Source organism: Laedolimicola intestinihominis, assembly GCF_040096155.1.
In the GTDB taxonomy this organism is placed as follows: domain Bacteria; phylum Bacillota; class Clostridia; order Lachnospirales; family Lachnospiraceae; genus Laedolimicola; species Laedolimicola intestinihominis.
Window position 1 is genome coordinate 148,743 of the sequence record NZ_JBBMFE010000002.1, and the last position, 25,204, is coordinate 173,946.

The window sequence follows — 25,204 nt, forward strand, 5'->3', positions numbered from 1 at the left end:
TTTATCCCTTCAGCAATTTATCAACGGCATTTCTTACAAATTCCACGTGCGGTCCGAATACCACGTGAATATGATTCTTGGACGGGAAAAAGATACCTGCGCAACCAGAATCACGAAGACCTGTCTGATTGACCTGCTCCGGATCCTGCAAATCAATACGAAGTCGGGATACACAATTCTCCACATGTACGATATTCTCCGGGCCGCCCAGATTCTCCACAACAATGCGGGCGATTTCCGGCCAGTTTTTCTCCTTCAGTAAGGTGCTTGCGGACTCCTCAATTTCGAAGGACTCCCGTCCCGGCGTCTCCAGGTTCCATTTCTTAATGAAGAATTTAAATACAAAATAGAATATTACAAAGTTTACGATACCCAGCAGAATCAGGTTCACCCAATGGGTGTTCTCATACATCAGACCGAAGATTCCAAAGTCGAAGATCGTTCCGCGGATGTATCCGATGCTGATGTGCAGGAACTGATAAGGAATGGTCATCAGGCCGCACAGTACGCAATATACCGCAAAAAGCTGCGGAGAAATGAACAGGAATGAGAACTCCAGCGGCTCGGTGATATTTCCAAGGAAAGCAGTCAGTACACAGGTCATGATGACACCCTTGCACATCTTGCGGTTCTTCAGATATGAAGTATGGTACATCGCCAGACCAATGGCCGGGATACGGAACAGTGTGGTCAGCATCTGAGAACCTCCCAGGTAGCTGGTCAGCTTCGGCATCAGTTCTGCCCAGTAGGGACTGTCCGGACCCAGGTTAAATAAAATCTCATTGACTGCCGGAAGGATACCTACATACTCTGTACCATTGATAAGATAAGTTCCGCCTGCCTCTGTAAAGCGGACAACCGCTGCCAGTACGTGGTGCAGTCCGAAGGGAATCAGCACCCTGTGCAGCATATAGTAAATACCGCTTCCGATGTAGTTGGTGGTAAAGATAAAGGAAATGCTGATCAGGAAGCTGATTAACAGGTTCCATATAATCGGCAGCACCAGACCAATCGGGATCATACATACAAACGTAATAATCGGAATGGATTTCTTTCCTCCAAAGAATGCGAAGGCCAGTGGCAGCTCCAGATTGTAGAACTTATCTGCTACCTTGGCAGCCACCAGACCGGAAATCAATCCGCCCAGAGCCTCAGTCTTCAGTGTCTGTACGCCCAGCACCATACCCTGACCTACCTGCGCCATGGTGTCGGCGTCTGCCAGCGTACCCGTGTTTTTCAGGAATACATTCATGACCGTATTCAGCGTCAGATATCCGACGACAGATGCGAATACGGCGATTCCCTTTTCTTTCTTTGCCATTCCCTGCGCTACGCCCATGGCAAACAGAATCGGAATATTGTTGAAAATAATACTGGTAATATCCTTCGCTCCACTGATAATCAATTTCAATACGGCTGCGTCCAGAATCGGAAATTTTTCAATCATGTAGCTCTGCCCCAAAGCGCTGCAGATACCCATAACCATACCAATCGGTGCTAAAAGTGCAATCGGAAGCAGCAGTGAACGTCCAAAGGTCTGGATTCCGTCTTTAAAGCTTCCCGCTTTTTTCTTGCTCATCATAACCCTCCTGAATTCTTAACAATTACTCATCCTCTTATTTTTCTGCATCCTTTGGCCAAAGATTAATTATACTATAGCCCTTGTGCGTTTTCTCTTCAAGGTCACCTTTCGACCTGAAAAAATTACAAAATATGACCCTTAAGCCGAAAGATCTGCTATAATACGGCTATATGGGGGAAATGAACTATGAGTATTCATTCTTACGATTTACAGACCTGCGCTTTTATCCAGGAAAAGCAGACGCTGTCTCTGGAAAAATGCAGCCGGCTTTCAGGCAAAAGTATTGCGTCCGTGAAGCGGAGCATCGCCGCGGTCAATGAATATCTGGCGCCTGCACAACAGATTCTCATCAGCAACAACCAGGCTGTTTTTCAGATGACCTATCCGGAATATCTGACATTTATTCAATCTCTGACCCTGGAGGATTATGTACCCTCCCAGAATGAGCGTCTGGATATTATGGTTATCTATGCCTTTTTTAATCCAGCCTTAAATATGTCCCATTTATATGAGACGCTTCATTTCAGCCCTTCGACTAAGAAAAAAGATAGCCGCGCCCTGTCGGAATGGTTGAAAACGCAGAATCTCGGCACGGAAGTGGTTCCGAAAACCGGTGTTCGGATTGTGGGAGATGAACTGACCTTTCGTATCTGCGTCACCAGTATTCTGTCCCGCTATCTGGAGGTTGGTCAGGATTTTCATCTCACCCGGCGTCTGGCCAATCATCCGCTGCAGACCATGATTGCCGAGTATTTTCTGATTCGATCTGACGCAGAGATCCAGACGGTACGAACTCAGTTAATGCAGCTTATCGAGACCTGCCATTTTCGGATTTCCTATGCGTCTGTAAAGTTTCTGTATATTTATCTGTCCTGCGCGTATTTCCGTCAGCATTCCGGGCATCCGCTGGAGACTTCCCGGGATCTGCCCGTTCCGGTACAGGATTATCATCTGATGAAGCGCACTGCGGAAAATACCTTTGTCAATCATCTGATTTCCTCCCTGGATTTCAGCACACGGGTCATGCCTCCGGTAAATGAGCACCTTTTTGCCATCACCAGGGAACTGGTACGGAAAGTCCAGAATAATATCATTACCCGGATTTGTGACGACCGTTTTATTTATGAAGAGGTATATGCGTATCTCCATAAATCGCTGATACGAAATACCTATCATTTTTCTTTTTATGATAATAAGCTGGAGGAAACAAAAGAGCAGTATCACCGGCTCTATGATATTCTAAGCAGCGCTATCTCTGACTATGAGGAAACTTATCAGACCCGGCTGAATCATTTTCAGATTGCTTCTCTGACCCTGATTTTCCGAAAGTTTACCAATCGCAACAAGCTGGCCGGACGCAATCGGAAGAAGCTGGTGATCGTGACCAATTCTTCGATTGAGAAGATTGATTTTTTCATGGAACGCATGAAGTTCCGGGTGGATGTGGAGCTTCTGGATGTGATCAATATCAATGAGTTGTATCTGCTGGAAAAGCTGGATTACGATTTTTTGATTGTGTTTTCGAACCGTATCTCCACAATGCTGGATTCGCTGGGATACTCCTGTGTAAAGCTGCATTTTTATCTGACGGAGCAGGATTTTGAATTGCTGAATCATATGGGGTTTTCTACCTCCAGACGGAAGCTGAAGATCGGGGCTTTTCTTGCGGAAATTCGGGGAATGGAGGAGAGGGAGACTACAGATTATCTGTTGGAGAGGTATTCGGATTTCTTTTTGGAGTAGGGATAAGACGGACGAAACTCCCGGGGGAAAATTTTCTTCCCCGGGAGTTTCTGACTTTGGCTCCGCATAAAATCGCCCGGATCTACGGAGCAGAGCCGGGCGATCCGATTGTTTCGTAGTCGGACTTAGTAGTTGCAGTCCTCGGACCCGCTCTTTGCGTTCTTGCTGCTCTTGGCGGAGCTTTTGGACTTTGCGCTGTTTTTGCCGGTGGTGTTTTTTGCGGAGCTCTTGGCGTTGTTCATGTCGGTATAGCTTTTGCTCTCGCTGTTGTTCATATTGTCGGTGTAGTTTGCCATGGTTTCTGCCTCCTTGTGAAATGTGTTTCGTTTACACTTCTAGTATGGCAGGTATGGCACAAATTATTTTTCCAGATTCTGGATTTTTACAATTTCTGCATCGCCGTTTTTTACAGCGCCTTCTTTTAAAATCTCTATCTGTTCTCCGCTGGTGAATATAACAGGAGATATGACAGATTTTCCTGCGCTTTTTATATAATTCAAATCGACTTTCGCCAGGAGTGCTCCCTGGGTTATTTTCTCCCCCTGGCGTACCTGCACTTCAAAGCCCTTTCCCTTAAGCTGCACGGTATCCAGACCGATATGCAGCAGAACCTCCATTCCCTCCCGGGTCCGGATGCCAAAAGCATGCCCCGTCGGGAACGCGCTTTCCAGCACGCCGCTGACTGGAGCCGTAATACAGCCCCCTGTCAGTTCCACCGCAAAACCGTCTCCCATCATTTTTTCTGAAAATACTGCATCTGGTACGTCTTCCAGCCTTATCAGTGTTCCTTCCATCGGCGATACAAACTTTTCTTCTTTACGTCTGAAAAACATCATTCTGCATATCTCCTTGATCTGTTATATAAATAGAGCAATAATAAAATACCCACTGCATGAAATACGAACAATAGTAAAAATACGGCGTTATAGGAACCGCTCAAATCATACACATAGCCCAGTAATGATACTGCCACCGGATTGGCGATTCCACCAACCATCGATATTTTCGGAAATACTCTGCTGTATTCTGTCCCCCCACAACATTCCAGTGTTGTCAGGGACAGGCAGACTGTTATGACGGAATACATGACTCCGAACAGGAACGCACAAGTCTCCTGCAACCATAGCACCCGCAATGCAAAAAGCAGTATCACCGAAACCAGATTGATTCCGACCATTAAGTTTGTCGTTTTCACTGCGCCGCACCGGTCTGATATGATTCCGGAAAACAGTTTAAATACCACATTTCCAAACATGCACAGGGATAACAGAAACGCGCCCTGCGTTGCACTCATTCCAATGCTTTCTCCATAACCAGGAAGATGCTGGGAAAAACCAAGGATCAGGTTGTACAGGACTGCTATTCCGGCAAGCGCGCCAAATACGCCCCATGCACTTTTTTCTACACTCGCTCCTGCCTGCTCTCGCTTTTCTGCTTGTTCTTTCCCGTAGGGCTGCATCCCCTTTTGCTGCGGTTTCAAGGTAAACCCACTGCATATGGCCGGAAGAATCAACAGAAATGAGATGCTTCCCATGATGACGTACGCCACCCGCCAAGAGAAATGTTCCATAATCCAGGCAAATAGCGGTGACAGAACCATGCCGGTAATTCCCGAGGTGCAGAATACCAGACTTGTCACGAATCCGGTTTTTTCTTTAAACCAGTTCTGAATTCCAATTGTCACAATCGCTACTGCAAATACACTGGCTCCGATCCCCCGAACAATTCCCAGAATATAAAACACTATCAGATTACGGATTGCTCCCATGGCCACAAAGGATATTCCTGTCATCACGGCTCCTGTCAGCAGCATTTTCTGATAATTCACCTTTTCCGCAATTTCCGCAAAATAGATAGCCAGGATATACGTAATGATGCATGCTACTGTATTTTGCATGGAAAATGTGCCAACCATCACATGCAAATCTTTGGCCGCTTCTGTAAAGAACACGCCCTGAACGTTTGAGCAGATACCCAATGAGCAGGAGATCAGTCCGCACATGGACACAATCTGCATGGTGTAATCTTTTAATGTTCCTGTTTTCATTCCAATTTTTCCCCATTTGTTCGAATCACATTCTGATACCAATAGAAGGAATCCTTACGAATTCGTTTTTTGCTTCCTCCGCCCAGATCATCCTGATCCACATAAATGTATCCATACCGCTTGGACATCTCATTACTGGAGCTGGAAACCATATCTATGGGGGCCCAGCTCAGATAAGCCAGAATATCTACGCCATCCTTTACCGCTTCCTTCATCTGCTCAATATGCTTTCTCAGAAAGGCGATTCGATAATCATCATGGACTTTTCCATATTCTTCCAGTTTATCAAAGGCTCCGAAGCCATTTTCCGCCACCATAATCGGTTTCTGATATCTGTCCCAATATTCCGACAGGCAATAATAGAAGCCCAGCGGATCCGCCCGCCAATCCCAGGGGGTTGGCTCCAGATACGGATTCTGCAGACCGTCAAAGGGAACCATACTGTTCTTTTCCGCATCCAGGATCTTGGTATAGTAATAGGAAATCGCCAGATAATCCATGGTGTTATTTTTCAGGATTTCAGCATCCCCTTCCTGCATCTTTAGATCAATTCCATTTTCTTTAAAATACCGTAGTGCATAACCCGGATAAGCTCCCCGGAACTGTACATCTGTAAAATAATACTGCATCCGGTTTTTCTTTAAGGTAAACACAATATCCTGCGGTTTGCAGCTGGCTGGATAATAAATCTCATCTGAAATCATCGTGCCAATCTGTGCCTGCGGATCGATTTGGGATGCCATCTGTTTTACCAGCGCACAGGCCACAAACTGATTGTGAACCGCCTGATATACCAGTTCTTCCATTTTATCCGGCGTAGTCTGATCGTCGTAGATTCCCAGAGATCCGAATTTCACAACCGGAACATAATTAATCTGGTTACAAACGATCCAGTATTTCACTTTTCCTTTATATCGCTCCAACAGCACTTTTGCATAGTTGCAATAGAAATCCACGACCTCGCGATTGGCAAAGCCTCCATATTCCGTCACCAGATACAGCGGAACATCGTAATGGTACATGGTAATGACCGGCTCCATACCATTTGCAATGATCTCATCTATCAGGCTATCGTAGAATTCCAGTCCTTTCTCATTGGGTTGTTCTTCGTCGCCCTTCGGAAAAATTCTGGACCAGGAAATACTGGTACGAAACGCACGAAATCCCATTTCCTTCAAAAGCTTCAAATCATCTTTATAGGTATGATAAAAATCAATACCGTAGCGTTTCGGATAATATCCTTCTGTATCATGAATCGCTTTCTCAATCTGTGCCCGGGTACCGCCCCGCTCTTTTACTTTTTTCCGGTTCAGCGCCCTGTCGTAGGCATGAATATCCGAAGTGGAAAGTCCGCGTCCATCTGCATTGTAAGCGCCTTCTATCTGACAGGCTGCTACCGCGCCGCCCCACATGAAATTTTCCGGGAATACTGACATCTCTTTTTCCTTTCTTTTAAGTATGCAGGCATCTCTGCCTGCATACTTTTTTTCTCTTATACATGAGCCTCATTCTGGTCGAAACCAATAATGAAAGCTGCCACTGCTGCCACTACGATAGAAACCAAAATTCCTGCAATCATGGCCGGAATGGTCTCCATGAAAATCGGCAGTGCCCAGATATTGGACCAGCCCATTTGATATGCTGTCGCACCCAGAAGCGCCGCTACTACACCTCCTGCCGCGCCGCCAATCATAACTGCGTACATGGGACGCTTCAGCTTCAGGTTGACTCCGTAGATAGCCGGTTCGGATATGCCTGCCACGATGCACTCAAACGCCACAGAAAATGCCAGTGCCTTGAATTCCGGATCCTTTGCACGAAACGCTACGCCAATGGCCGCTCCGGCCTCCGCCATATTGTGGCACATATAAGCCGGACGCAGAACTGCGTCAAAACCAAGTTCCGCAATGTTCAACGCCAGGAACGGAGAAATCGCCCAAACCATGCCGGTCAGTACCAGCCACGGCAGGAAGAAAGCCAGAACGCCTGTACCAAGCCAGGGAACGGTATTGCCAAGCCACAGGAACACATTTGCAATAATAGAACCTGCATAAGAACCAAGCGGTCCTAAAATGGTAAATGCAAGAATACCGGTAACGGTAATAGTAATCAGGCCAACCAGCAGATTCTTAAATACGCCGGGAATGACTTTGTTAGACCATTTTTCGATATAAGCCGCTACCCATGCAATCAACAGAGCCGGAAGCAGGGTACTGGAATAAGTCAGCAGTCTCACCGGAATTCCAATCAGATGCACGGCCTGTCCTGCAGAAACCATCTCAATCCAGCCCGGAGTCAGCAGAGAAGCCGCCACAACCATAGCGTAAGCCGGTGTCGCTTTCAGCTTTTTCGCTCCACCATAAGCCACGATGACCGGCATGAAGTAGAACGGTGCGTCCGCAATCCAACTCAAAATTATGTTGGTCTCCGATGCGGAGAAGGTCGGAACTACTTTTCCAATCAGAAGCAGAACCACCTTCAGCATACCTGCTGCAATCATAGCCGGAATCAGCGGTGTTACACAGGCCACTACATAGCCCAGGATATTATTGGCTATTCCTTTGATTCCACCCTGCTTCTGAGGCTCTGTATCCAGATTTTCCTCTACTACTGCTTCTTCTTTAAAATTATTTTGTTTTACCACCTGCTCATAGGTGTCCAACAGGTGCTTTCCCATGATAACCTGTACCTGTTCGCCTGCGTATACTGCGCCGATGACGCCGGAGATATTTTTGATTCCATCCAAATCCACCGTCGTATGATCTTTCACCGCAAAACGAAGCCGTGTCATACAATGCGTTACCGATATTACGTTATCTTTTCCTATTTTTTCGACAATTTTTAGTGCCAAATCAGCATAATTCACTTTTGCCATAGTACTTTCCCCCTGATTTATTCAGTCTGCATAATGCGCATGATATGTATCAGCATGTAAAACCTTTCATCCTCGGAAATATCATAATCAAAGGTTTCCTTCAGATATGCTCCGATTTTGTCCAGACAGCCTGAAATCTGTATATACTGCCCGTCCTCCTCGTCAATCCGAATCACTCCCATGATATCTGATTCTGTGTTATCCGGTTTTGCCAATACGCGTTTTACAAAATACTTCGTGTGAGTTACAAGCCGTGAATAACTCAAAGTGTCTTCACGCATCTTCAGATTCAAAGTGGTCTGGATAATCTGCAGTATTTTCTCAGTTCCTTTGATAACGGAAGTTGTTTCGCCTGCATCTCCTCCTGATTCCGCGTTTATCAGGTGAAATGCGATAGAAGCTGCCTCACCGCGAGGTAATGTGATATTATAGTGCCGGTTGATCATTTCTACCGCTTCCAGGCCTACCTGAAATTCCTCCCGGTAGAAACGCTGAATTTCGTCCAGCATCAGATTGGGGTTTCTGTTTCCCGCCTTCAGCTGACTCACTGCGAAATTGATATGATCCGCCAGCGCAATAATCAAATTGGAATTCAGATCCCGCTTCAGTTCCTGCTTCGCTTTCTCAATAATCTTTTCTGAAATCTCAATGCAGTCAAACGGAATCTCTTTCAGCAGCGCCTCAAATCTTCTGTAATTCTCACGCCCCTGAAGAATGTACTGTTTCGAAACCTTCTCCGGACTGATTTCATTGCCGATACGGGTATGAAAGCCAATCCCGGTTCCGACGATAATTACCTCCTGTCCATCTGCGTCTCTGGATACAATCGCGTTGTTATTCAATATCTTTAAAATTCTGTAATTCCCCTCCATCGAAATTCTCCCTCCTGTTTTTAGACGCAAAAAAAGACAGGCCCAAGAACATACACAAACTGTATCTTCACTGGTACTGCCCCTATCATTTCCTTAGGGTAACACGCCCGTCATTCAATACATTATATATAACACACTCTGATATCGGTGTCAACCTTCTTTTCAACATTTTTTCTATTTTTTACAAAAAGAATTCCTCTGTTTACGTCATTATCACTACGTAAACAGAGGAATTCTATCTTTTCTTACCAGCGATCGCCAAAAATTATCATAATCAGCCGCACCAGAAACAGCACAATCACCACCGGAATCAAAACCGGCAGCACCAGGGACAGGATGCCTCCCACAATGGCACCAATCAGAACGAGAATCAGAATGATAACCACCGCCACCAGCAGCTTGCCGTACCAGGTATTGAAATTAAACCGCTTATACTTGATGTCAATGCCGCCGTCATCGTTGAACTCTGCATGGAAGCCCTTCTTAGCTTCCGGCTCTTCCTCATAGTACGTATAGGTTGGGTCGCTTCCGTATCCGTCGTTTCCCTGGGTATCGATGATGGTTCTGGCGATCAGCCTCGGATCCCCAAGCTCCTCCAGAACCTCCTTTTCGCTCTTCCCTGAAGCGATCTCCTGGGATATATAGTTCTGATAATAACGCACATTATCCTCTACCACGGCCGGCGATACTTCGCCGGTCAGCACCGCGCGCAGTGTGCTCACAAATTCATTTCTGTCCATCTGTTACCTCTGCCCTTTCTCCGGTCTACGGTATCTGTTCAGTGCCCTTATCATATCCCATTCCTGTATTTTCTGTCAACTTATTCTTCAGATTCCTCTGCTTCCTGCTGCTTCGCTTCCTTTTTCGCGTTTCTCTTTTTCCGCAGCCGCTTCACCACGAGCAGGACAATCAGCAGAAGGACTGCCAGACCGCCCAGCAGGATGTACAGCAGCACACCGCCCGGCTCCTCGGTCACGCAGAAGGTGTTCTCGGTGCTGTCCGCATCAAATACCAGATAGCTGCCGTCCTTCTGATAGGAAATCTTCTTCCAGCTGCCATCTGCATTCAGTCTGTACAATCCCGGTTTGCCTTTCATCTCAGGCGCAATGAAACGAAGCTTGTAGGAGGTGCCGTCAGTCAGAACCGGATCCCGCAGGGTGGAAGTCCACTGCTCCAGTACGCGACCTCTGGTCGGCACCCTGGAAATATCTTCATCTGCCTCTACCAGCACCAGCTTGGCATCCAGACTGAAGGTTCCCTCTGCCAGTAAGGTGGAGTGTGCCAGATCACGCATCTGATCGCTGGCTACCGCTGTGGATTCGGTGGTGTACAGGACGTTCAGGTCTTTGGAGAAGGTCATATCGGACAGATCGGCCTCTTCCCATTTTCCATTGTAGCCGTCCTTTTTCGGGATCTCCGGGTACTCCACGTCGGACAGATCCGCGCCGTACTCGAAAGGTACCGTTTTCAGGACTTCGTCGTCCGCCACGAACCGCAGCTCGAAATTCTTGAAATCGGTGGGAATCTCCGCCTTCGCCGCCAGCTCCGCGAATTCCATGGGCTCCGCTTTGCCGCCGTAGCTGATGTCGTCTACAGCCCCGTAGGCGTCGCCTACGAAGTAGTTGCCGGACAGCTCGCCGTCCTCATCCACATCGCCCGCGATGGTTCCGATGTACTCATCTGCCTTTGTTACCTCGATGAGACTGTAGCAGTCCCGGATATCGTTACCCCAGCCTGCGATACCGCCCACATAGTCGCCGCCCTCCAGGGTGCATTTTGCATAAGAACGGCGGATGACGGAGTCGGAATAGCCCGCGATACCGCCCACATAGTTTCCGTTGGTACTTAAGATACTGCCGTATCCCTCGCTGTCTGTCACCAGACCCAGGGCCATGTTGCCGACGACGCCGCCCGCATTGTCCTTCTTGGACGTCACTTCACCATTATTGACGCAGCTCTGGATGATGGCTTTGGTCTCCAGCGTAAAGCTCAGGCTGTTATTGCCCAGCTTGGTAATATCGTCCTCCGGGTCTGTATCGTATTCGATGGCCATGGAACCGACGATGCCGCCCACGTTTACATCGCCCTCAATCTCACCAAAGTTCTGACAGCCGTAGGCTTTGCCCCGGGTGGTTTTCTCTATCTGTTCATCTGATACGTCTACAATTTTATCCTCGATGGAATCGCCGGTGTCTGTGACGTCTGTCACCAGATCCACCATGGTGTTCATCACCTTATTGAACTGGGCGTTAATGCCCTGGAAGTCGTCGATCATGTCTCCCGTCATATCGGAAATCTGATCACCCAGCTTTCCAAGCTGCTCGGAAATACCGCCTACCGCCGCGTAGAGACGATCGCCGTCCGCCCGGAAATCGTCGCCCAGCTGATTAAAGGACAGGTCCATACCTGACACATCCGCGCCCAGCTTATCCAGAGCCGCCTTCATGGCGTTCAGTGCTTCCTCAATTTCAGAGCTCATGGTTTTCAGACCGTCCAGCGCTTCCTGCGTCTTGTCCTGAATATCCGGATCCTGCAGCAGGTCATTCAGCTTATTCTGCGCGTCGTTCAGCGCATTCATGCCTTCTTTCAGGTCATTTGCCGCATCGGTCAGCCCGTTGATCAGATTGGACAGATTATGATCTGTCTGGTACTGGTTCAGGGCGTCGGAAGCTTTCTTTGAGGCGCTGGCCAGCTTATCGGAAGCCGTGCTCATGGACTCCTTGATGCTGTTTACCTCGTCCGCATGCTCCGGGCTGTTGAGGGCATCCAGAATCGCGTTGATTCTCTGAATCTCTTCATTGACACTTTCGGCCACATTGGAAAGCTGGGTCAGGGCCTCCTTTGCGTCCTGTACGCCGGCCTTAATGGCTGCCTCCGACTTATTGACCTTTTCTAGGTTGCTGTCGGCCCAGTCTGTAGTCTTATTGGTCAGAGATTTGGCGCTGCTCTTAGCGTCATCCGTATAATCAGAAATCTTATTCATCCGATCGGAAATACCAGACCGGGAATCATCCACATGATCAAGGGCCGCGTCCACCAGGTCTCCCAGCTTATTGATTTCTCCGCGCAATTCCTCAATCTTATCTGTGTCAAAGCGCAGGGTCAGGTCCGGCGCCATCTGTCCGGTGATGCCGCCCACGTCCTTACGGCCTTCTACGTAACCGTAGTTCCGGTTACCGCTTAAATATCCCGCGGAACGTCCAGCCACGCCGCCCACATTGTAACCGATATGGGGATAGCCGATGTGTCCTTCGTTGGTGCTGTTCTGCACCACACCGGAAGAGTAACCGCAGATACCGCCGGTATCCGTGGTGGTATTTACAATGTCGCTCTTTCCATCACTGTCGGAGAGCTGTTTCAGGTTCGTATCCAGGTTCAGATCCTCCAGCGTCGCGCCTTCCTCATGCTCGCCGGTATTGACGTCCGCCTCGTTGGAGCAGTTGATGATCTGCCCCAGGTTCCGGCCCACGACGCCACCGGTGCTGTGGGTTCCGGTGATGCTGCCGGAAGCAGAGGAGTTATAGATGGATCCGCTCTCCTCATTGATACCCGCGATACCGCCCACATTGGTCTGGGCGTCAATGGTTCCGTTGAAGGTACAGGACAGAATCTGTCCGCTGTTGCTGCCTGCCACGCCGCCGATATTTTTCTTGGTACCGGTGGGCGTCAGGGTTCCCTCTATATGTAAATTTTTTACTGTTGCACTTTCCTGCACATATCGGAAAAAGCCCTCGTTGGAACCGTCCCCGTCAAAGGTCAGGCCGGAAATGGTGTGTCCGCCGCCGTCGAAGGTTCCGCCAAAGGTGGGAATGGACTTAAAATCCGAATCCGCCAGATCCAGATCCCCGGCCAGCACCACTGTCTTTCCCTGGGACCAGGTATCCAATTTACAGTTTTTCGCAAGCCTCTCCAGATCCTCCACACCGGAAATCGTGATGGTATCCCCATCCGCATAAACGATACTTCCACCAGAAAAGGTAACTGACAGCGTCATGGCAACCGCCAGAAGAATGCCCCCCGCATGTCTCATTTTACCAGTCATCTTCTTCGTCCTCCTCTTGATCCAGCTTCTTTATCTGCTTCACATCCACCACTGCATTGATGTCTCCGTCTACCACGCCGTGAATCTCCGCGTCAACCTGTCCGGAGATATAACCGCGCACACGGCCGTCCACATGGACCTTGCCGCTGACACTGTGGGTCCGCTCCGGGTACTTGATATTGAAGCTGGTGCGCTCCAGAATCTTATCGCCCAGAATCAGGATGGCCGGCAGGATGGCCATAACGAGAATCATGGAAATGATAGTACCACGGCCCAGACACACACCGATGCCGTAGATGGCCGGATTCGTCGTAATCAGCGCAATCAACACGCCCGCGGTCGCCAGGATGGCTCCGGAGGTAATGATAGTCGGGAACGCCTGATTCAGAGTCGTGATAATGGCCTCTTTCACCGGCATTTCCTTCTTCAGCTCCGTATAACGGTTCGCGATAACAATCGCGTAGTCGATGTTCGCGCCCATCTGAATGGAGCTTACTACCAGGTATCCTAAGAAGAACAGCGGGGTACCGGTCAGATAAGGCACTGAGAAGTTGATCCAGATACTTCCCTGGATGACGATAATCAGCAGAATCGGCATACCCACTGACTTAAAAGTAAATAGCAGTACGATAATAACGAACAGTGCCGACAGGATACTGATCATCAGGTTATCCTGGCTGAAGCTGCTGGACAGGTCGTAGTCGCTGGTGGAGTTACCGACCAGATAGATCTCCGCGTCCTCGCCGTAATGCTTCTGCGCCACCTTTCGGATGGTGCTTAAGAACTCAAAGGTCTCATCATTTTCCTCCGGCAAGTTCAGGCTAATCAGCATTCTGGTATATTTATCGCTCTGGAGCTGATCCTGACCCTTAATCAGCTGATCATGAAGATCGTCCAGCTTATCCACCTGATCCTGATCCAGGTTTACATAATCCAGATGTTCGTAGGCAAACAGGAACATGTCGATCAGCGGCACACCGTAGCCGTCCAGATTGTTGATGATGTGGCCGTACTCCTCATTGTCCACCGCATAGGCCGAATAGATAATCCGCGCCTGTTCGATATCCATATCCGCCAGCTCGGCGAACTGCCGGGGCGTCAGGGAATCCGTCAGCATATAGGAATCTGATTTTTCAGAGCTGCTGTCGTCATCCATGGACACTTCGATATTGGACAGGCCTGTGGTGTAATCTACCTCGTCATATGTCTCCAATTCCTCCAGCACAACCTTTTCCTTATCATAATGTCCGGACGGAACAATCAGCGCCATGATATTCGTATCACCGAAGGTCGCTTTGATCTTCTTCTCCTCCAGCTGGGTCTCACTCTGATTCAGCGTATCGATGTTGTTCTGGCTGAATACATAAGGGCATTTATTGGAAAAATAGCAACCGAAAACGATGGCCACCACGAAAATCGGCATCAGCAGCGGATAGATTTTCGTAATAATCTTACCCCAGCCATAGATATCCGGGATAAACTTCCTGTGGTGGGTCCGGTCAATCCATTTGCTGAAAAGCATCAGAAGACCGGGCATCAGGGTAAATACCACGATCATACTGAAGATAACCGCCTTAATCAGCACGCGGCCCAGGTCGAAGCCGATCTGGAAATGCATAAACATCATGGCTAAAAGACCTGACATGGTGGTCAGGGAACTGGATGAAATCTCAATGATGGCCTTACTCAGAGCCGTAATACAGGCCTCTCTGGGTTCCAGGTTCTCCCGCTCCTCACTGAACCGATGGCACATGATAATCGCATAGTCAATAGACAAGCCTAACTGCAGGATCGAACAAACGGAATTACTGACGAAGGAAATCTCGCCAAACACGAAGTTCGTTCCCTGATTCAGCAGGATAGCCGCGCCGAAGGTCATAAGAAGCACCGGAATCTCCGCGTAGGTCTGTGATGTGATCAACAGTACGATAATAATGATCACGATAACGATGGCCATGATCACGTTAATCTCCTGGGCCAGGGTCACAGACATGTCATTACCCACCTCGCCGGCCACGGACACATCATAATCCGATAGCAGGGTCCTGATATCATTCAGAGCCTGCACACTCACATCACTCTCAGCCTCGTCCGTGTAGGTAATGGAATACAGGGCGCTGGTTCCCTTGAAATGATCCTCGGAATCATCAAATTCCACCTGATCTACGCCCTTGATGGCCTCAATCTGGTCCACCAGGGCCTCCGCCTGGGGATATGTAATATTGGAAATCATGATACGCGAGGTTCCATAGGTAATGAAATTCTTATCCATAATATCCAGGCCCTGCCGGGTTTCGGTGGTCTCCGGCAGATAATCGGTCAGCTCATTGTCGACCTTTACCCAGGATTTCGCAAAAATACTGAAGATAAGCGCCGCGATGTAAATCAGGAAAAACAGGTTGCGCTTATCCACAATAAAGGTCGCGATCTTCTCCATGGGATTTTTTTTCTGTTTCTTTTCTTCCATAATAGAATGCTCCTCTGTCTATAGCTCGTTAAACCGTTTTACGAGAACTTCTGTCATTTCTTCCGTGGACTGTCTGCTGCTGTCCAGATAGATATCGTAGCTCTCCGGAGCACTCCAGTCCTTTCCTGTATGGAATTCGTAATATTTTCTGCGATCCTTGTTGACCTTTTTAATCAGGGCTTCCGCCTCTTTTTCCGTGATATTCTTCTGCTCCATCTTCCGCCGGATACATTCCTCCATGGGCGCGGTCACAAAGACGCTTAAGACCCTGGCATCCGTCCGCTCTCTGAGGATATAATCCGCGCAGCGTCCGATGATCACTGCGTCAGTCTTTTTGGAAATATGGCGGATGACGTCGCCCTGAAGCTTAAACAGAGCTTCCTGCAGGGACGCTCCCTTGGGCACATGCTTATTGCCCCCGGTAACCATTTCGTACATCCAGGGATTGTGCTTTTTCTCATCAAACCGTGCCAGATAGGACTCCGCCAGATCGCCGCGCTCTGCAGCCATGGAAATCAGGTTCTGATCAAAAAACGGGATTCCCAGGCTTTCTGCCACACGTTCCCCCAGCTCGCGGCCACCGCTGCCCAGCTTTCTGCCGATTGTCAGTATCTTATGCGCCATAATGCCTTCCTCCCGATCGCAAAAATTCAGTATTTTATACCCTCATAACACTCTGCCTATATTATATAGCAAATTCCTGTGAAAATAGCAATACACACTTTCCGTTGTTTTGTTACCTTAATTCTGATTATAACTCCACAAAATGAAAAAAGGAACTCTGATTTCTCAGAATTCCCTTTTCTTCAGCGTGGGCGAGAGGATTCGAACCCCCGACCTTTTGGTCCGTAGCCAAACGCTCTATCCAGCTGAGCTACGCCCACATCTCAGTCATTTGCAAGTACTGTTTCCTGACTGCCTGATTATAATAGCACACATCACTGGGTAATGCAAGCGCTTTTTTAAATTCAGAATTTTCTGTCTATTTATTAAAACCTTTATTCACCTCATATGTTTTTCGTCCGCTTCCCTGCACAGTTGATTCTACAAAATTTTTTCCATCCACACATTCCGCATCCAAATCCAGCACATATCCATTTTACTTTGTAAAGGTATACAAAAAGCTCCGAATTCTTATCTTCTGTAAGAATTCGGAGCTTCTTTCATGCCGGCAACCGGAATCGAACCGGTACGGGAGGTTAGTCCCGCAGGATTTTAAGTCCTGTGCGTCTGCCAGTTCCGCCATGCCGGCATATGCACTTAAGTGCAAGCGACCCGAATGGGACTCGAACCCACGACCTCCGCCGTGACAGGGCGGCGCTCTAACCAACTGAGCCATCGGGCCATATGAAATTGTCATGTATAGTTTTTTTAAGTGGACCCACGGGGACTCGAACCCAGGACCGACCGGTTATGAGCCGGTTGCTCTAACCAACTGAGCTATGGGTCCGTAATGACTCCTACGGGAATCGAACCCGTGTTACCGCCGTGAAAGGGCGATGTCTTAACCGCTTGACCAAGGAGCCGCATCTTGTTTCTTACGTTGCCCCTGGGGGCCATCGTGTGGCAGAACAGAAATGTCCTGAACATTAGATATGCTACCACACTTTGGCCCGTTTGGCAAGTGTTTTTTTTACTCTTCCAGACCGAATGCGTCATGTACTGCATTCACTGCTCTCTCCGCATCCTTCTCGTTGATCAGCACCGTGATCCGAATCTCGGATGTGGAAATCATATTGATATTGATATTCTCGTTGAACAGCGCCTCGAACATCTTCGCAGCCACGCCCGGGTTGGACATCATGCCTGCGCCTACGATGGAGACTTTGACCACTTCCTTATTGCAGGAAATGCCGGTGCAGCCAATGCGGGCCTTATTAGCCTCAATGATCTTCACTGCCTCATCCGCCTCGTCACGGGATATCGTGAAGGAGATATCCTTGCTGTTCTCACGTCCGATAGACTGCAGGATTACGTCTACGTTGATACCCTCTTTTGCCAGCATATTGAAGAGTCGGAAGGCCATACCCGGCTCATCCTTCAGACCGATAACTGAAATTCTGGCTGTATTTTTGTCCAGCGCCACGCCGCTGATTAACATTCTTTCCACGCTCGTTTCCTCCTTCACAATGGTTCCTTCATGATCATTTAAGCTGGAGCGTACCACAAGCTGTACGCCGTATTTCTTCGCCATCTCCACGGAACGGTTGTGCAGAACGCCTGCGCCAAGCGTCGCCAGATCCAGCATTTCATCATAAGTAATCTCCTCCAGCTTCCGCGCCTTCGGTACGATACGCGGGTCGGCTGTGTATACACCATCCACGTCCGTGTAGATCTCACAGGCGTCCGCGTGCAGGGCGGCTGCCAGCGCTACAGCTGTGGTATCGGAACCGCCGCGGCCCAGTGTGGTGTAGTTGTCGTATTTATTCACGCCCTGGAAGCCGGTCACGATGACGATACGGCGATGCTCCAGCTCGTGCATGATGCGGTCTGTATCAATGCGTTTCAGACGCGCATTGCCATGTACCCGGGTGGTGTGCATCCGGACCTGGAACGCATTCAGGGATACCGCCGGGATATCCATGGTATCGAAAGCCATCGCCATCATCGCTACAGAAACCTGCTCACCTGTGGTCAAAAGCATATCCAGCTCGCGCTTGGGCGGATCCGGATTAATCTCCTTCGCCTTGGCAATCAGCTCGTCCGTAGTCTTACCCATTGCGGAAAGGACGAGCACAATGTCGTTGCCCTTTTTGAAATCCTCTGCGCATCTTCTTGCCACATTCATGATGCGGTCCTTATCCCCTACAGAGGTTCCGCCAAATTTTTTCACTATCAGCATTACTTTTTCTCCTCAAACAGTTTGTCGATCAGCTCGTAGCCATGCATCACTTCGATGCCGCCCGCCTTTGCCGCCTTCTCATTGTAGACGCCCGCGCCGTCCTCGAAGGCCTTTCTGCTGTCATAAAGCAGATAGGGAATCGGATCGCTGGTGTGGGTCCGCACGCAGATCGGGGTCGGGTGATCCGGCAGAATCATCATCCTATAATCCTCGTCGGAGGCGTCCAGAGCCTCTTTTAAGCGGGCAATCAGACGCTGATCCAGATATTCGATAGCCTGAACCTTCCTCTCTACACTGCCCTGGTGGCCCATTTCATCGGGAGCCTCCACATGGACATAGACAAAATCATAGCCATCCTTTAAAAGCGCGTCCGCGGCTGCCTGAGCCTTGCCCTCATAGTTGGTGTGAAGCTGACCGTTGGCCCCCTCTACCTCAATATTCTTCATGCCTGCTCCCACCGCAATGCCCTTTAAGAGATCAACCGCGGAAATCATGGCGCCTGTTTTGTGATTTTTCTCCTCAAAGGAGCTTAAGGCCGGTCTGGTACCCGCGCCCCAGAACCAGCAGGAGTTGGCCGGGTTCAGGCCCTGCTCCTTACGCTTGACATTTAGCGGATGCCTGGAGAGAATCTCATAGCTCTTCTTCTGCATTTCCCGGAGAACCGGATCAGACGGCAGGTAATCGCCCACCTTCCGTCCCAGCACGTCGTGGGGCGGTGTCAGCTCTACCACGCTTCCCTTATCCCAGATGAGCAGATGGCGGTAGCTGGTTCCCACATAAAAATGATACCTGTCATTTTCCAGCTCTTTGCGGACTGCGTCCAGTAAAATCGCCGCGTCCTCGGTGCTGATTTCGCTGGAGCTGTGGTCGATAATCGTTTTTTCTTCATAAGGCTCGTCACCGTCGGATACGGTAATCAGGTTGGTCCGAAGGGCGATATCGTCAGGCTTCATATCCACGCCGATGCTCAAAGCCTCCAGCGGGGAACGTCCGGTATAATATTTCTTTGGGTCATATCCCAGTACCGACAGGTTCGCCGTATCGCTGCCCGGCTTCATACCTTCCGGAATGGTGTGTGCCAGTCCAATCTCGGACTTCTTCGCCAATACATCCATGGTCGGCGTCTCGGCGTATTCCAGCGGTGTCCTGTCTCCCAGAGCCTCAATGGGCTCGTCAGCCATACCGTCGCCAAGTACAATCACATACTTCATGGCCTTCTATCCCTCCACGCGGATGCGGTTCAGAATTTTGTCGCTCTTCGCGGCGCGCTCCGCGTACTCTGCTTCATTTAAGCTGACCGTCACAAAACCGAACTCGCCTGCCAGGTCTGCGTCTACAACCTCAACCGGTCCAAACAGGGCTTCCATAGCCGCTTTGTCCGCCTGAGCGTCGCCCTCCACGCGAACCAGGAAGCGTCTCTTGTCGTCTCCGGTGTCGCCCAGAACCAGCTTCTCATCGCTCCAGTAGAAGCCCAGATTCTCGTTCAGGTTCTTGCATGCGTCTACCACATCGGCTGCCACAGCGCTGGCGGTGGGGAGCTTGCCTGCTCCGCTTCCATAGAACATGGAATCGCCCAGCATATTGCCCTCTACGAAAATAGCGTTGAACACGCCGTTTACACTGTAAAGCGGGTTGGCTGCGTCGATGAGGAACGGCGCTACCATAGCATAATATTTGCCGTCTGCTTCTTTCTTGCTCATGGCCAGAAGCTTGATCACGCGTCCAAGCTTATCGGCATACTTGATATCCTCAGCGGTTACCTTCGTGATGCCCTCGGTATAGATATCTTCGAAATCCACTCTCTGACCACTTACCAGAGAAGTCAGGATCGCAATTTTCCGGCAGGCGTCGTGGCCTTCCACATCCGCTTCCGGATTGCGCTCCGCATAGCCCTTGTCCTGGGCGTCCTTCAGCGCGTCATCAAAGCTTGCTCCGCCGTAGGTCATATTGGTCAGGATATAGTTGGTGGTTCCGTTCAGGATACCGCTGATTTCCACGATCTCATCTGCGGTCAGGCAGGTCTGAAGAGGACGGATAATCGGAATGCCGCCGCCTACGCTGGCCTCGAAGAGATAGTTCAGGTTCTTGTCTTTCGCAATCTGAAGAAGCTCCGCACCGTGGGCTGCCACCAGGGCCTTGTTGGATGTGCATACGCTTTTTCCAGCCAGCAGACACCGCTTGGTAAAGGTATACGCAGGCTCCACGCCTCCCATAACCTCGACCACTACTTTTACTTCGGGATCATTTACAATGGTCTCGAAATCGTGAACCAGAACGGATTCTACCGGGTCGCCCGGGAAATCACGCAGGTCCAGTACATATTTGACGCGAACCTCTTCGCCTACTCGCTTATCAATAGATGCCTGATTGGTGCTCAGGACCTCTACCACGCCTGAACCTACGGTGCCGTAGCCCATAACTGCTATCTGAATCATTTGTCTTTTGCTCCTTTTGTTAATCTTATTTGTGAACCTCTATTCACTTGCTAAGATCTTCAGATAATGGATGCCGGGCTGGCTCTCTATCTGATCGATCATGGACGATACATCCCCCGTGGTCGGCAGAATATCCACCGTCAGGGTCAGGGAAGCCACGCCGTTGATCGGAATGGTCTGATGGATCGTCAGGACATTGCCCTTATAATCCGCGATGGTCTTCAGTACCAGGGACAACAGTCCCGGCTCGTCGTCCATCTGCAATACAAAGGTGATGCTTTTTCCCTTGGAATTGTCATGGAAGGGAAAAATATCATCCTTATATTTATAGAAGGAGCTCCGGCTGATACCCACCCGGTCTGTGGCCTCCTGCACGGTAATGGCCTTGGAAGAGTCCAGAAGACGCTTGGCCTCTACCACCTTCAGAAGTACCTCGGGGACTGCCTTCTGTGTGACTACAAAATATTTGCTTTTTTCTGACATCTTTTCCCTCCATGTTCGTTATCCAGAAACACTTGTGTGTCTGTCGTGGATTAAACTGTTAGAATCGTATCACACTACAGCTAAGATTGCAAGTAAAAGGATGTAGAAAATTCTTACGAATTTCCTACATCTGAAAATGCGCATATTCTATTCTTCTTCCGGTTTCACCGTAATCCATTTCAGATACGCATTGATAAACGGATCAATATTGCCGTCCATGACCGCGTTCACATTGCTGATTTCCTGACCGGTGCGGTGATCCTTCACCAGCGTATAGGGCTGCATTACATAGGATCGAATCTGGTTGCCCCAGCCGATGTCCTTAACCTCGCCGCGGATACCGGACAGCATTTCCTGATTCTTCTGCTGCTCCAGGAGATACAGCTTGGCCTTCAGCATCTGCATGGCCTTGTCCTTATTCTGGAACTGGGAACGCTCATTCTGGCACTGTACCACGATACCTGTAGGCAGATGGGTGATACGGATGGCCGATGATGTCTTATTGATATGCTGGCCGCCCGCGCCGCTGGAACGATACGTATCGATACGCAGATCCTCGTCACGAATTTCCACATTGATATCACCCTCGATATCTGGCATGACGTCCAGGGATACGAAGGATGTCTGACGCTTACCCTGTGCATTGAACGGGGAGATACGTACCAGACGGTGGACGCCCTTCTCGGACTTCAGATAACCGTAAGCATTCTCACCGTTGACCTGAAAGGTCACAGACTTGATACCGGCCTCGTCTCCGTCCAGATAGTCCAACACTTCCACTGTGAAGCCGTGGCGCTCCGCCCAGCGTGTATACATGCGGTACAGCATGCCCGCCCAGTCGCAGCTCTCGGTGCCGCCCGCGCCTGCGTTCAGCTTCAGAATTGCGTTGTTTCGGTCATATTCTCCGGACAGCAGGGTCTTGATGGTCATGGAATCCAGCTTGGCTGCAAAGGCCTCCAGCTCCGCCTGGACCTCCGGCACCAGATCCGGGTCATTTTCCTCATTTCCCATCTCAATCAGTGTCTCAATGTCCTCGTACTGCTGCTCCAGGGCGTGATAATCCTCTGCCTCGTCCTTTAAGTTTTTCAGCTCCTTCATGCCTTCCTGGGACTTCTCCGGGTCATCCCAGTAGCCGGGAGCCTCCATCTCTCTCTCTAATTCCTCGATTCGCTTTGCCTTGTTAGCCAGGTCAAAGTGAATCCCTCAATTCTACTAATGGTCCCTGATAGCCGTTCAGTGTGTATTTAAACTGATCTAATTCTACCATTTTCCCACCTCTTTCTTTATACAATTCGCGTCTGTGCGCTATTTTTAAGTATAGCAAAGGGCGTACACGGACGCAAGGGAAATGTGCGAAACAGCCCGAAAAAGGAGCCTCGCCTGACGGCGAAGCTCCCTTTCTTTCCTATATTATGTACTACTTATACCTCAAACATCAGATCGCCATAGGACGGCATCGGCCACATCTCTTTGTCGACAATCATCTCCAGAGCGTCAACCGGAGCGCGAAGCTCGGCCATAGCCGGTACGATTTCCTCGTGGAAATAGTGTGCCAGTTCGGTTCCCTCCGGAACCTCCTCGGACTTCTTGTCAAGGTCAATCAGCTTCTGCAGGGCTACCTTGGTATCAGAAAGCAGGCCGCTGGTCTCTGCAAGAAGCTCGCTCTGTACGCTTGCCTCTGCGCCTGCTGCAGTTACAGAGTTCACGGTGTCTGCCAGAGACTTGGTGTACTTGATGACTGCCGGAATAATCTGCTTGCTTGCGATATCGATCATAGCCTTTGCCTCGATGTTGATGGCCTTTGCGTAGGTCTCATACTGGATTTCCGCACGGGATTCCAGCTCGGCCTTGGTGAATACGTGGAACTTCTCGAACAGACCGATGGCCTTGTCGGTGGTCAGGGCCGGGATGGCATCTACCATGGACTTGATGTTCGGAAGTCCGCGGCGCTCTGCCTCCTCCACCCAGGCGTCGGAGTAACCGTTTCCATTGAAAACGATTCTCTGATGCTCGGTCAGATACTTCTTAATCAGGTCATGTACAGCCATCTCAAAGTCGTCTGCCTTCTCCAGTACGTTACTGGCCTCCGCGAACGCCTCTGCCACGATGGTGTTCAGCACGATGTTCGGAGCCGCGATGGAGTCCTTGGAGCCTACCATACGGAACTCAAACTTGTTGCCGGTAAACGCAAACGGTGAAGTACGGTTACGGTCGGTGGCGTCCTTGGTCAGATCCGGCAGGGTCTTAACGCCGGTCTCCAGCTTTCCGCCCTTCAGGCTGTGTGTCGCCTCGCCGGTGCTGATCAGCTGCTCTACCACATCCTCCAGCTGCTCGCCCAGGAATACGGAGATGATAGCGGGCGGCGCCTCGTTTGCGCCCAGACGGTGGTCGTTTCCGACATCTGCCGCGGACTCACGGAGCAGGTCTGCATGGGTATCAACCGCCTTCAGGATGCAGGCCAGTACCAGCAGGAACTGAATGTTCTCATGGGGTGTGGTGCCCGGATCCAGCAGGTTGATGCCGTCGTCTGTGGTGATGGACCAGTTGTTGTGCTTACCGGAACCATTGACGCCTGCGAAGGGCTTCTCATGAAGCAGGCACTGCAGTCCGTGACGGCAGGCTACCATCTTCAGGGTCTTCATCACGATCTGGTTGTGGTCTACAGCCACGTTGCACTCTGCGTAAATCGGAGCCAGCTCATGCTGTGCCGGAGCTACCTCGTTGTGCTGGGTCTTGGCTGTGACGCCCAGCTTCCACAGCTCCTCGTTGACCTCTTTCATGAAGGCCGCGATACGCTGACGGATATTGCCGAAGTAATGGTCATCCAGCTCCTGTCCCTTGGGCGGCATGGCTCCGAACAGGGTACGGCCGGTGTAAATCAGGTCTTTTCTCTGCAGATATTTCGCCTTGTCTACCAGGAAGTACTCCTGCTCCGGTCCTACGGACGGGGTTACTCTCTTAGATGTGGTATTTCCAAAGAGACGAAGCAGTCTCAGCGCTTCTGCATTGATGGCTTCCATGGAACGTAAGAGCGGCGTCTTCTGGTCAAGCGCCTCACCTGTATAGGAACAGAACGCAGTCGGAATGCAAAGGGTCGCGCCTGCCGCATCCTGTCTTACAAATGCGGGAGAGGTGCAGTCCCATGCGGTATAGCCTCTGGCCTCGAAGGTAGCGCGAAGTCCGCCTGACGGGAAGGAAGACGCGTCCGGCTCGCCCTTGATCAGCTCTTTGCCGGAGAAGCTCATCAGCACCTTGCCGTTCTTATCCGGTGCGCTGATAAAGGAATCATGCTTCTCAGCGGTCACGCCGGTCAGCGGCTGGAACCAGTGGGTGTAATGGGTGGCACCCTTCTCGATGGCCCATTCCTTCATTTCATGGGCAATGACGTCGGCCGTGGCCAGATCAAGCTCCTTGCCCTCCTCGATGGTCTTTTTCAGTTCCTTGTACACCTTCTTCGGCAGACGCTCCTGCATCACCGCGTCGTTGAATACATTGGAACCAAAGATTTCCGCTACATTCGTAAATTCACTCATAATAGACTCCACCTTTCTGCTTGTAATAGAATCCTGTTTACAGGATTCTCCGCCTGCGACGAGTCGCCCTGGCGACATGATACCTTTTCGTCACAGTGCGATCAAAAGAGGGCGCTCCGGCTATAACCGGAACGCCCTCGTTCACATCGCTTTCAAATATGCTAATACCTTACACCGCTTTTTTTCAAAAATCAAGTGTAAAATCATAAAACTTTCATTTTTTTGCAATGTTACGGGTTTTTTTCGATTTATTTTATTATTTTCTGTAAAATTGCATAATAGA

The 25,204-nt window shown here is 49.9% G+C and carries 18 protein-coding genes and 5 tRNA genes; 1 reads left to right on the forward strand and 22 read right to left on the reverse strand.

Going from position 1 to position 25,204, the window contains the following annotated elements; genetic code table 11:
* Position 1 precedes the first annotated feature (1 nt).
* Positions 2-1,579, reverse strand: a complete 1,578-nt coding sequence (locus WMO29_RS03100; protein WP_349163721.1) for a PTS transporter subunit EIIC — start codon at positions 1,577-1,579, stop codon at positions 2-4.
* Between the two features lie 189 nt (positions 1,580-1,768).
* On the opposite strand from WMO29_RS03100, the gene WMO29_RS03105 reads away from it, so the two are divergent.
* On the forward strand, positions 1,769-3,325 hold the full coding sequence (locus WMO29_RS03105; RefSeq protein WP_349163722.1) for a helix-turn-helix domain-containing protein: 1,557 nt from the start codon (positions 1,769-1,771) through the stop codon (positions 3,323-3,325).
* A gap of 125 nt (positions 3,326-3,450) precedes the next feature.
* On the opposite strand, the gene WMO29_RS03110 is transcribed toward WMO29_RS03105, so the two are convergent.
* The 21 genes from WMO29_RS03110 to WMO29_RS03210 all read right to left on the reverse strand — a co-directional run bounded on the left by WMO29_RS03110 (position 3,451) and on the right by WMO29_RS03210 (position 24,921).
* Positions 3,451-3,621, reverse strand: coding sequence for a hypothetical protein (locus tag WMO29_RS03110; RefSeq protein WP_349163723.1), 171 nt, complete (start codon positions 3,619-3,621; stop codon positions 3,451-3,453).
* Positions 3,622-3,684: 63 nt separating this feature from the next.
* Positions 3,685-4,161, reverse strand: a complete 477-nt coding sequence (locus tag WMO29_RS03115; protein WP_349163724.1) for a PTS sugar transporter subunit IIA — start codon at positions 4,159-4,161, stop codon at positions 3,685-3,687.
* Positions 4,158-5,372, reverse strand: a complete 1,215-nt coding sequence (locus WMO29_RS03120; protein WP_349163725.1) for an MFS transporter — start codon at positions 5,370-5,372, stop codon at positions 4,158-4,160. The genes WMO29_RS03115 and WMO29_RS03120 overlap by 4 nt, the downstream gene beginning before the upstream one ends.
* Entirely contained in the window at positions 5,369-6,808 is a 1,440-nt protein-coding gene (locus tag WMO29_RS03125) for a glycoside hydrolase family 1 protein (protein ID WP_349163726.1), read from the reverse strand. Before WMO29_RS03125 ends, WMO29_RS03120 begins: the two co-directional genes overlap by 4 nt.
* A gap of 56 nt (positions 6,809-6,864) precedes the next feature.
* The gene (locus WMO29_RS03130) at positions 6,865-8,247 is read right to left on the reverse strand and encodes a PTS transporter subunit EIIC (RefSeq protein ID WP_349163728.1); all 1,383 of its coding nucleotides are present in this window, start codon (positions 8,245-8,247) and stop codon (positions 6,865-6,867) included.
* A 17-nt stretch (positions 8,248-8,264) separates the two neighbouring features.
* Positions 8,265-9,119, reverse strand: a complete 855-nt coding sequence (locus WMO29_RS03135) for a PRD domain-containing protein (protein ID WP_349163729.1) — start codon at positions 9,117-9,119, stop codon at positions 8,265-8,267.
* Between the two features lie 245 nt (positions 9,120-9,364).
* Positions 9,365-9,859: a DUF1700 domain-containing protein gene (locus tag WMO29_RS03140; protein ID WP_349163730.1), complete on the reverse strand. Its 495-nt coding sequence runs from the start codon at positions 9,857-9,859 to the stop codon at positions 9,365-9,367.
* An 80-nt stretch (positions 9,860-9,939) separates the two neighbouring features.
* Positions 9,940-13,161 carry a coiled-coil domain-containing protein gene (locus WMO29_RS03145; protein ID WP_349163731.1) on the reverse strand — a complete coding sequence of 1,074 codons (3,222 nt, stop codon included), beginning with the start codon at positions 13,159-13,161 and terminating at the stop codon, positions 9,940-9,942.
* Positions 13,151-15,628, reverse strand: a complete 2,478-nt coding sequence (locus tag WMO29_RS03150) for an efflux RND transporter permease subunit (protein WP_349163732.1) — start codon at positions 15,626-15,628, stop codon at positions 13,151-13,153. Before WMO29_RS03150 ends, WMO29_RS03145 begins: the two co-directional genes overlap by 11 nt.
* Positions 15,629-15,646: 18 nt before the next feature.
* Complete coding sequence (locus tag WMO29_RS03155; protein ID WP_349163733.1) at positions 15,647-16,252, reverse strand: cytidylate kinase-like family protein; 606 nt, start codon at positions 16,250-16,252, stop codon at positions 15,647-15,649.
* 186 nt (positions 16,253-16,438) lie between these two features.
* Positions 16,439-16,512, reverse strand: a tRNA-Arg gene (locus WMO29_RS03160).
* 282 nt (positions 16,513-16,794) lie between these two features.
* Positions 16,795-16,880, reverse strand: a tRNA-Leu gene (locus WMO29_RS03165).
* A gap of 19 nt (positions 16,881-16,899) precedes the next feature.
* Positions 16,900-16,973, reverse strand: a tRNA-Asp gene (locus WMO29_RS03170).
* A 31-nt stretch (positions 16,974-17,004) separates the two neighbouring features.
* A tRNA-Ile gene (locus WMO29_RS03175) sits at positions 17,005-17,078 on the reverse strand.
* Positions 17,079-17,082: 4 nt separating this feature from the next.
* A tRNA-Glu gene (locus WMO29_RS03180) sits at positions 17,083-17,154 on the reverse strand.
* 107 nt (positions 17,155-17,261) lie between these two features.
* A complete protein-coding gene (locus tag WMO29_RS03185; RefSeq protein ID WP_349163734.1) occupies positions 17,262-18,470 on the reverse strand; it encodes an aspartate kinase in 1,209 nt (402 codons plus the stop codon).
* On the reverse strand, positions 18,470-19,681 hold the full coding sequence (locus tag WMO29_RS03190) for a cofactor-independent phosphoglycerate mutase (RefSeq protein WP_349163735.1): 1,212 nt from the start codon (positions 19,679-19,681) through the stop codon (positions 18,470-18,472). Before WMO29_RS03190 ends, WMO29_RS03185 begins: the two co-directional genes overlap by 1 nt.
* Positions 19,682-19,687: 6 nt before the next feature.
* Positions 19,688-20,905, reverse strand: a complete 1,218-nt coding sequence (locus WMO29_RS03195; protein WP_349163736.1) for a homoserine dehydrogenase — start codon at positions 20,903-20,905, stop codon at positions 19,688-19,690.
* A 39-nt stretch (positions 20,906-20,944) separates the two neighbouring features.
* Entirely contained in the window at positions 20,945-21,388 is a 444-nt protein-coding gene (locus tag WMO29_RS03200; protein ID WP_158361781.1) for an ACT domain-containing protein, read from the reverse strand.
* 147 nt (positions 21,389-21,535) lie between these two features.
* A protein-coding gene (gene prfB / locus WMO29_RS03205; RefSeq protein WP_435391108.1) for a peptide chain release factor 2 occupies positions 21,536-22,655 on the reverse strand; the annotation gives its coding sequence in 2 pieces (ribosomal slippage) (positions 21,536-22,579 and positions 22,581-22,655; 1,119 coding nt in all).
* A 154-nt stretch (positions 22,656-22,809) separates the two neighbouring features.
* Positions 22,810-24,921: a glutamine synthetase III family protein gene (locus tag WMO29_RS03210; RefSeq protein ID WP_349163737.1), complete on the reverse strand. Its 2,112-nt coding sequence runs from the start codon at positions 24,919-24,921 to the stop codon at positions 22,810-22,812.
* Positions 24,922-25,204 lie beyond the last annotated feature (283 nt).

Excerpts from the sequence above, each read along its gene's own strand:
- WMO29_RS03100 (WP_349163721.1), bottom strand. The coding sequence starts at position 1,579 with ATGAGCAAGAAAAAAGCGGGAAGCTTTAAAGACGGAATCCAGACCTTT.
- WMO29_RS03105 (WP_349163722.1), top strand. The coding sequence starts at position 1,769 with ATGAGTATTCATTCTTACGATTTACAGACCTGCGCTTTTATCCAGGAA.
- WMO29_RS03110 (WP_349163723.1), bottom strand. The coding sequence starts at position 3,621 with ATGGCAAACTACACCGACAATATGAACAACAGCGAGAGCAAAAGCTAT.
- WMO29_RS03115 (WP_349163724.1), bottom strand. The coding sequence starts at position 4,161 with ATGATGTTTTTCAGACGTAAAGAAGAAAAGTTTGTATCGCCGATGGAA.
- WMO29_RS03120 (WP_349163725.1), bottom strand. The coding sequence starts at position 5,372 with ATGAAAACAGGAACATTAAAAGATTACACCATGCAGATTGTGTCCATG.
- WMO29_RS03125 (WP_349163726.1), bottom strand. The coding sequence starts at position 6,808 with ATGTCAGTATTCCCGGAAAATTTCATGTGGGGCGGCGCGGTAGCAGCC.
- WMO29_RS03130 (WP_349163728.1), bottom strand. The coding sequence starts at position 8,247 with ATGGCAAAAGTGAATTATGCTGATTTGGCACTAAAAATTGTCGAAAAA.
- WMO29_RS03135 (WP_349163729.1), bottom strand. The coding sequence starts at position 9,119 with ATGGAGGGGAATTACAGAATTTTAAAGATATTGAATAACAACGCGATT.
- WMO29_RS03140 (WP_349163730.1), bottom strand. The coding sequence starts at position 9,859 with ATGGACAGAAATGAATTTGTGAGCACACTGCGCGCGGTGCTGACCGGC.
- WMO29_RS03145 (WP_349163731.1), bottom strand. The coding sequence starts at position 13,161 with ATGACTGGTAAAATGAGACATGCGGGGGGCATTCTTCTGGCGGTTGCC.
- WMO29_RS03150 (WP_349163732.1), bottom strand. The coding sequence starts at position 15,628 with ATGGAAGAAAAGAAACAGAAAAAAAATCCCATGGAGAAGATCGCGACC.
- WMO29_RS03155 (WP_349163733.1), bottom strand. The coding sequence starts at position 16,252 with ATGGCGCATAAGATACTGACAATCGGCAGAAAGCTGGGCAGCGGTGGC.
- WMO29_RS03185 (WP_349163734.1), bottom strand. The coding sequence starts at position 18,470 with ATGCTGATAGTGAAAAAATTTGGCGGAACCTCTGTAGGGGATAAGGAC.
- WMO29_RS03190 (WP_349163735.1), bottom strand. The coding sequence starts at position 19,681 with ATGAAGTATGTGATTGTACTTGGCGACGGTATGGCTGACGAGCCCATT.
- WMO29_RS03195 (WP_349163736.1), bottom strand. The coding sequence starts at position 20,905 with ATGATTCAGATAGCAGTTATGGGCTACGGCACCGTAGGTTCAGGCGTG.
- WMO29_RS03200 (WP_158361781.1), bottom strand. The coding sequence starts at position 21,388 with ATGTCAGAAAAAAGCAAATATTTTGTAGTCACACAGAAGGCAGTCCCC.
- WMO29_RS03210 (WP_349163737.1), bottom strand. The coding sequence starts at position 24,921 with ATGAGTGAATTTACGAATGTAGCGGAAATCTTTGGTTCCAATGTATTC.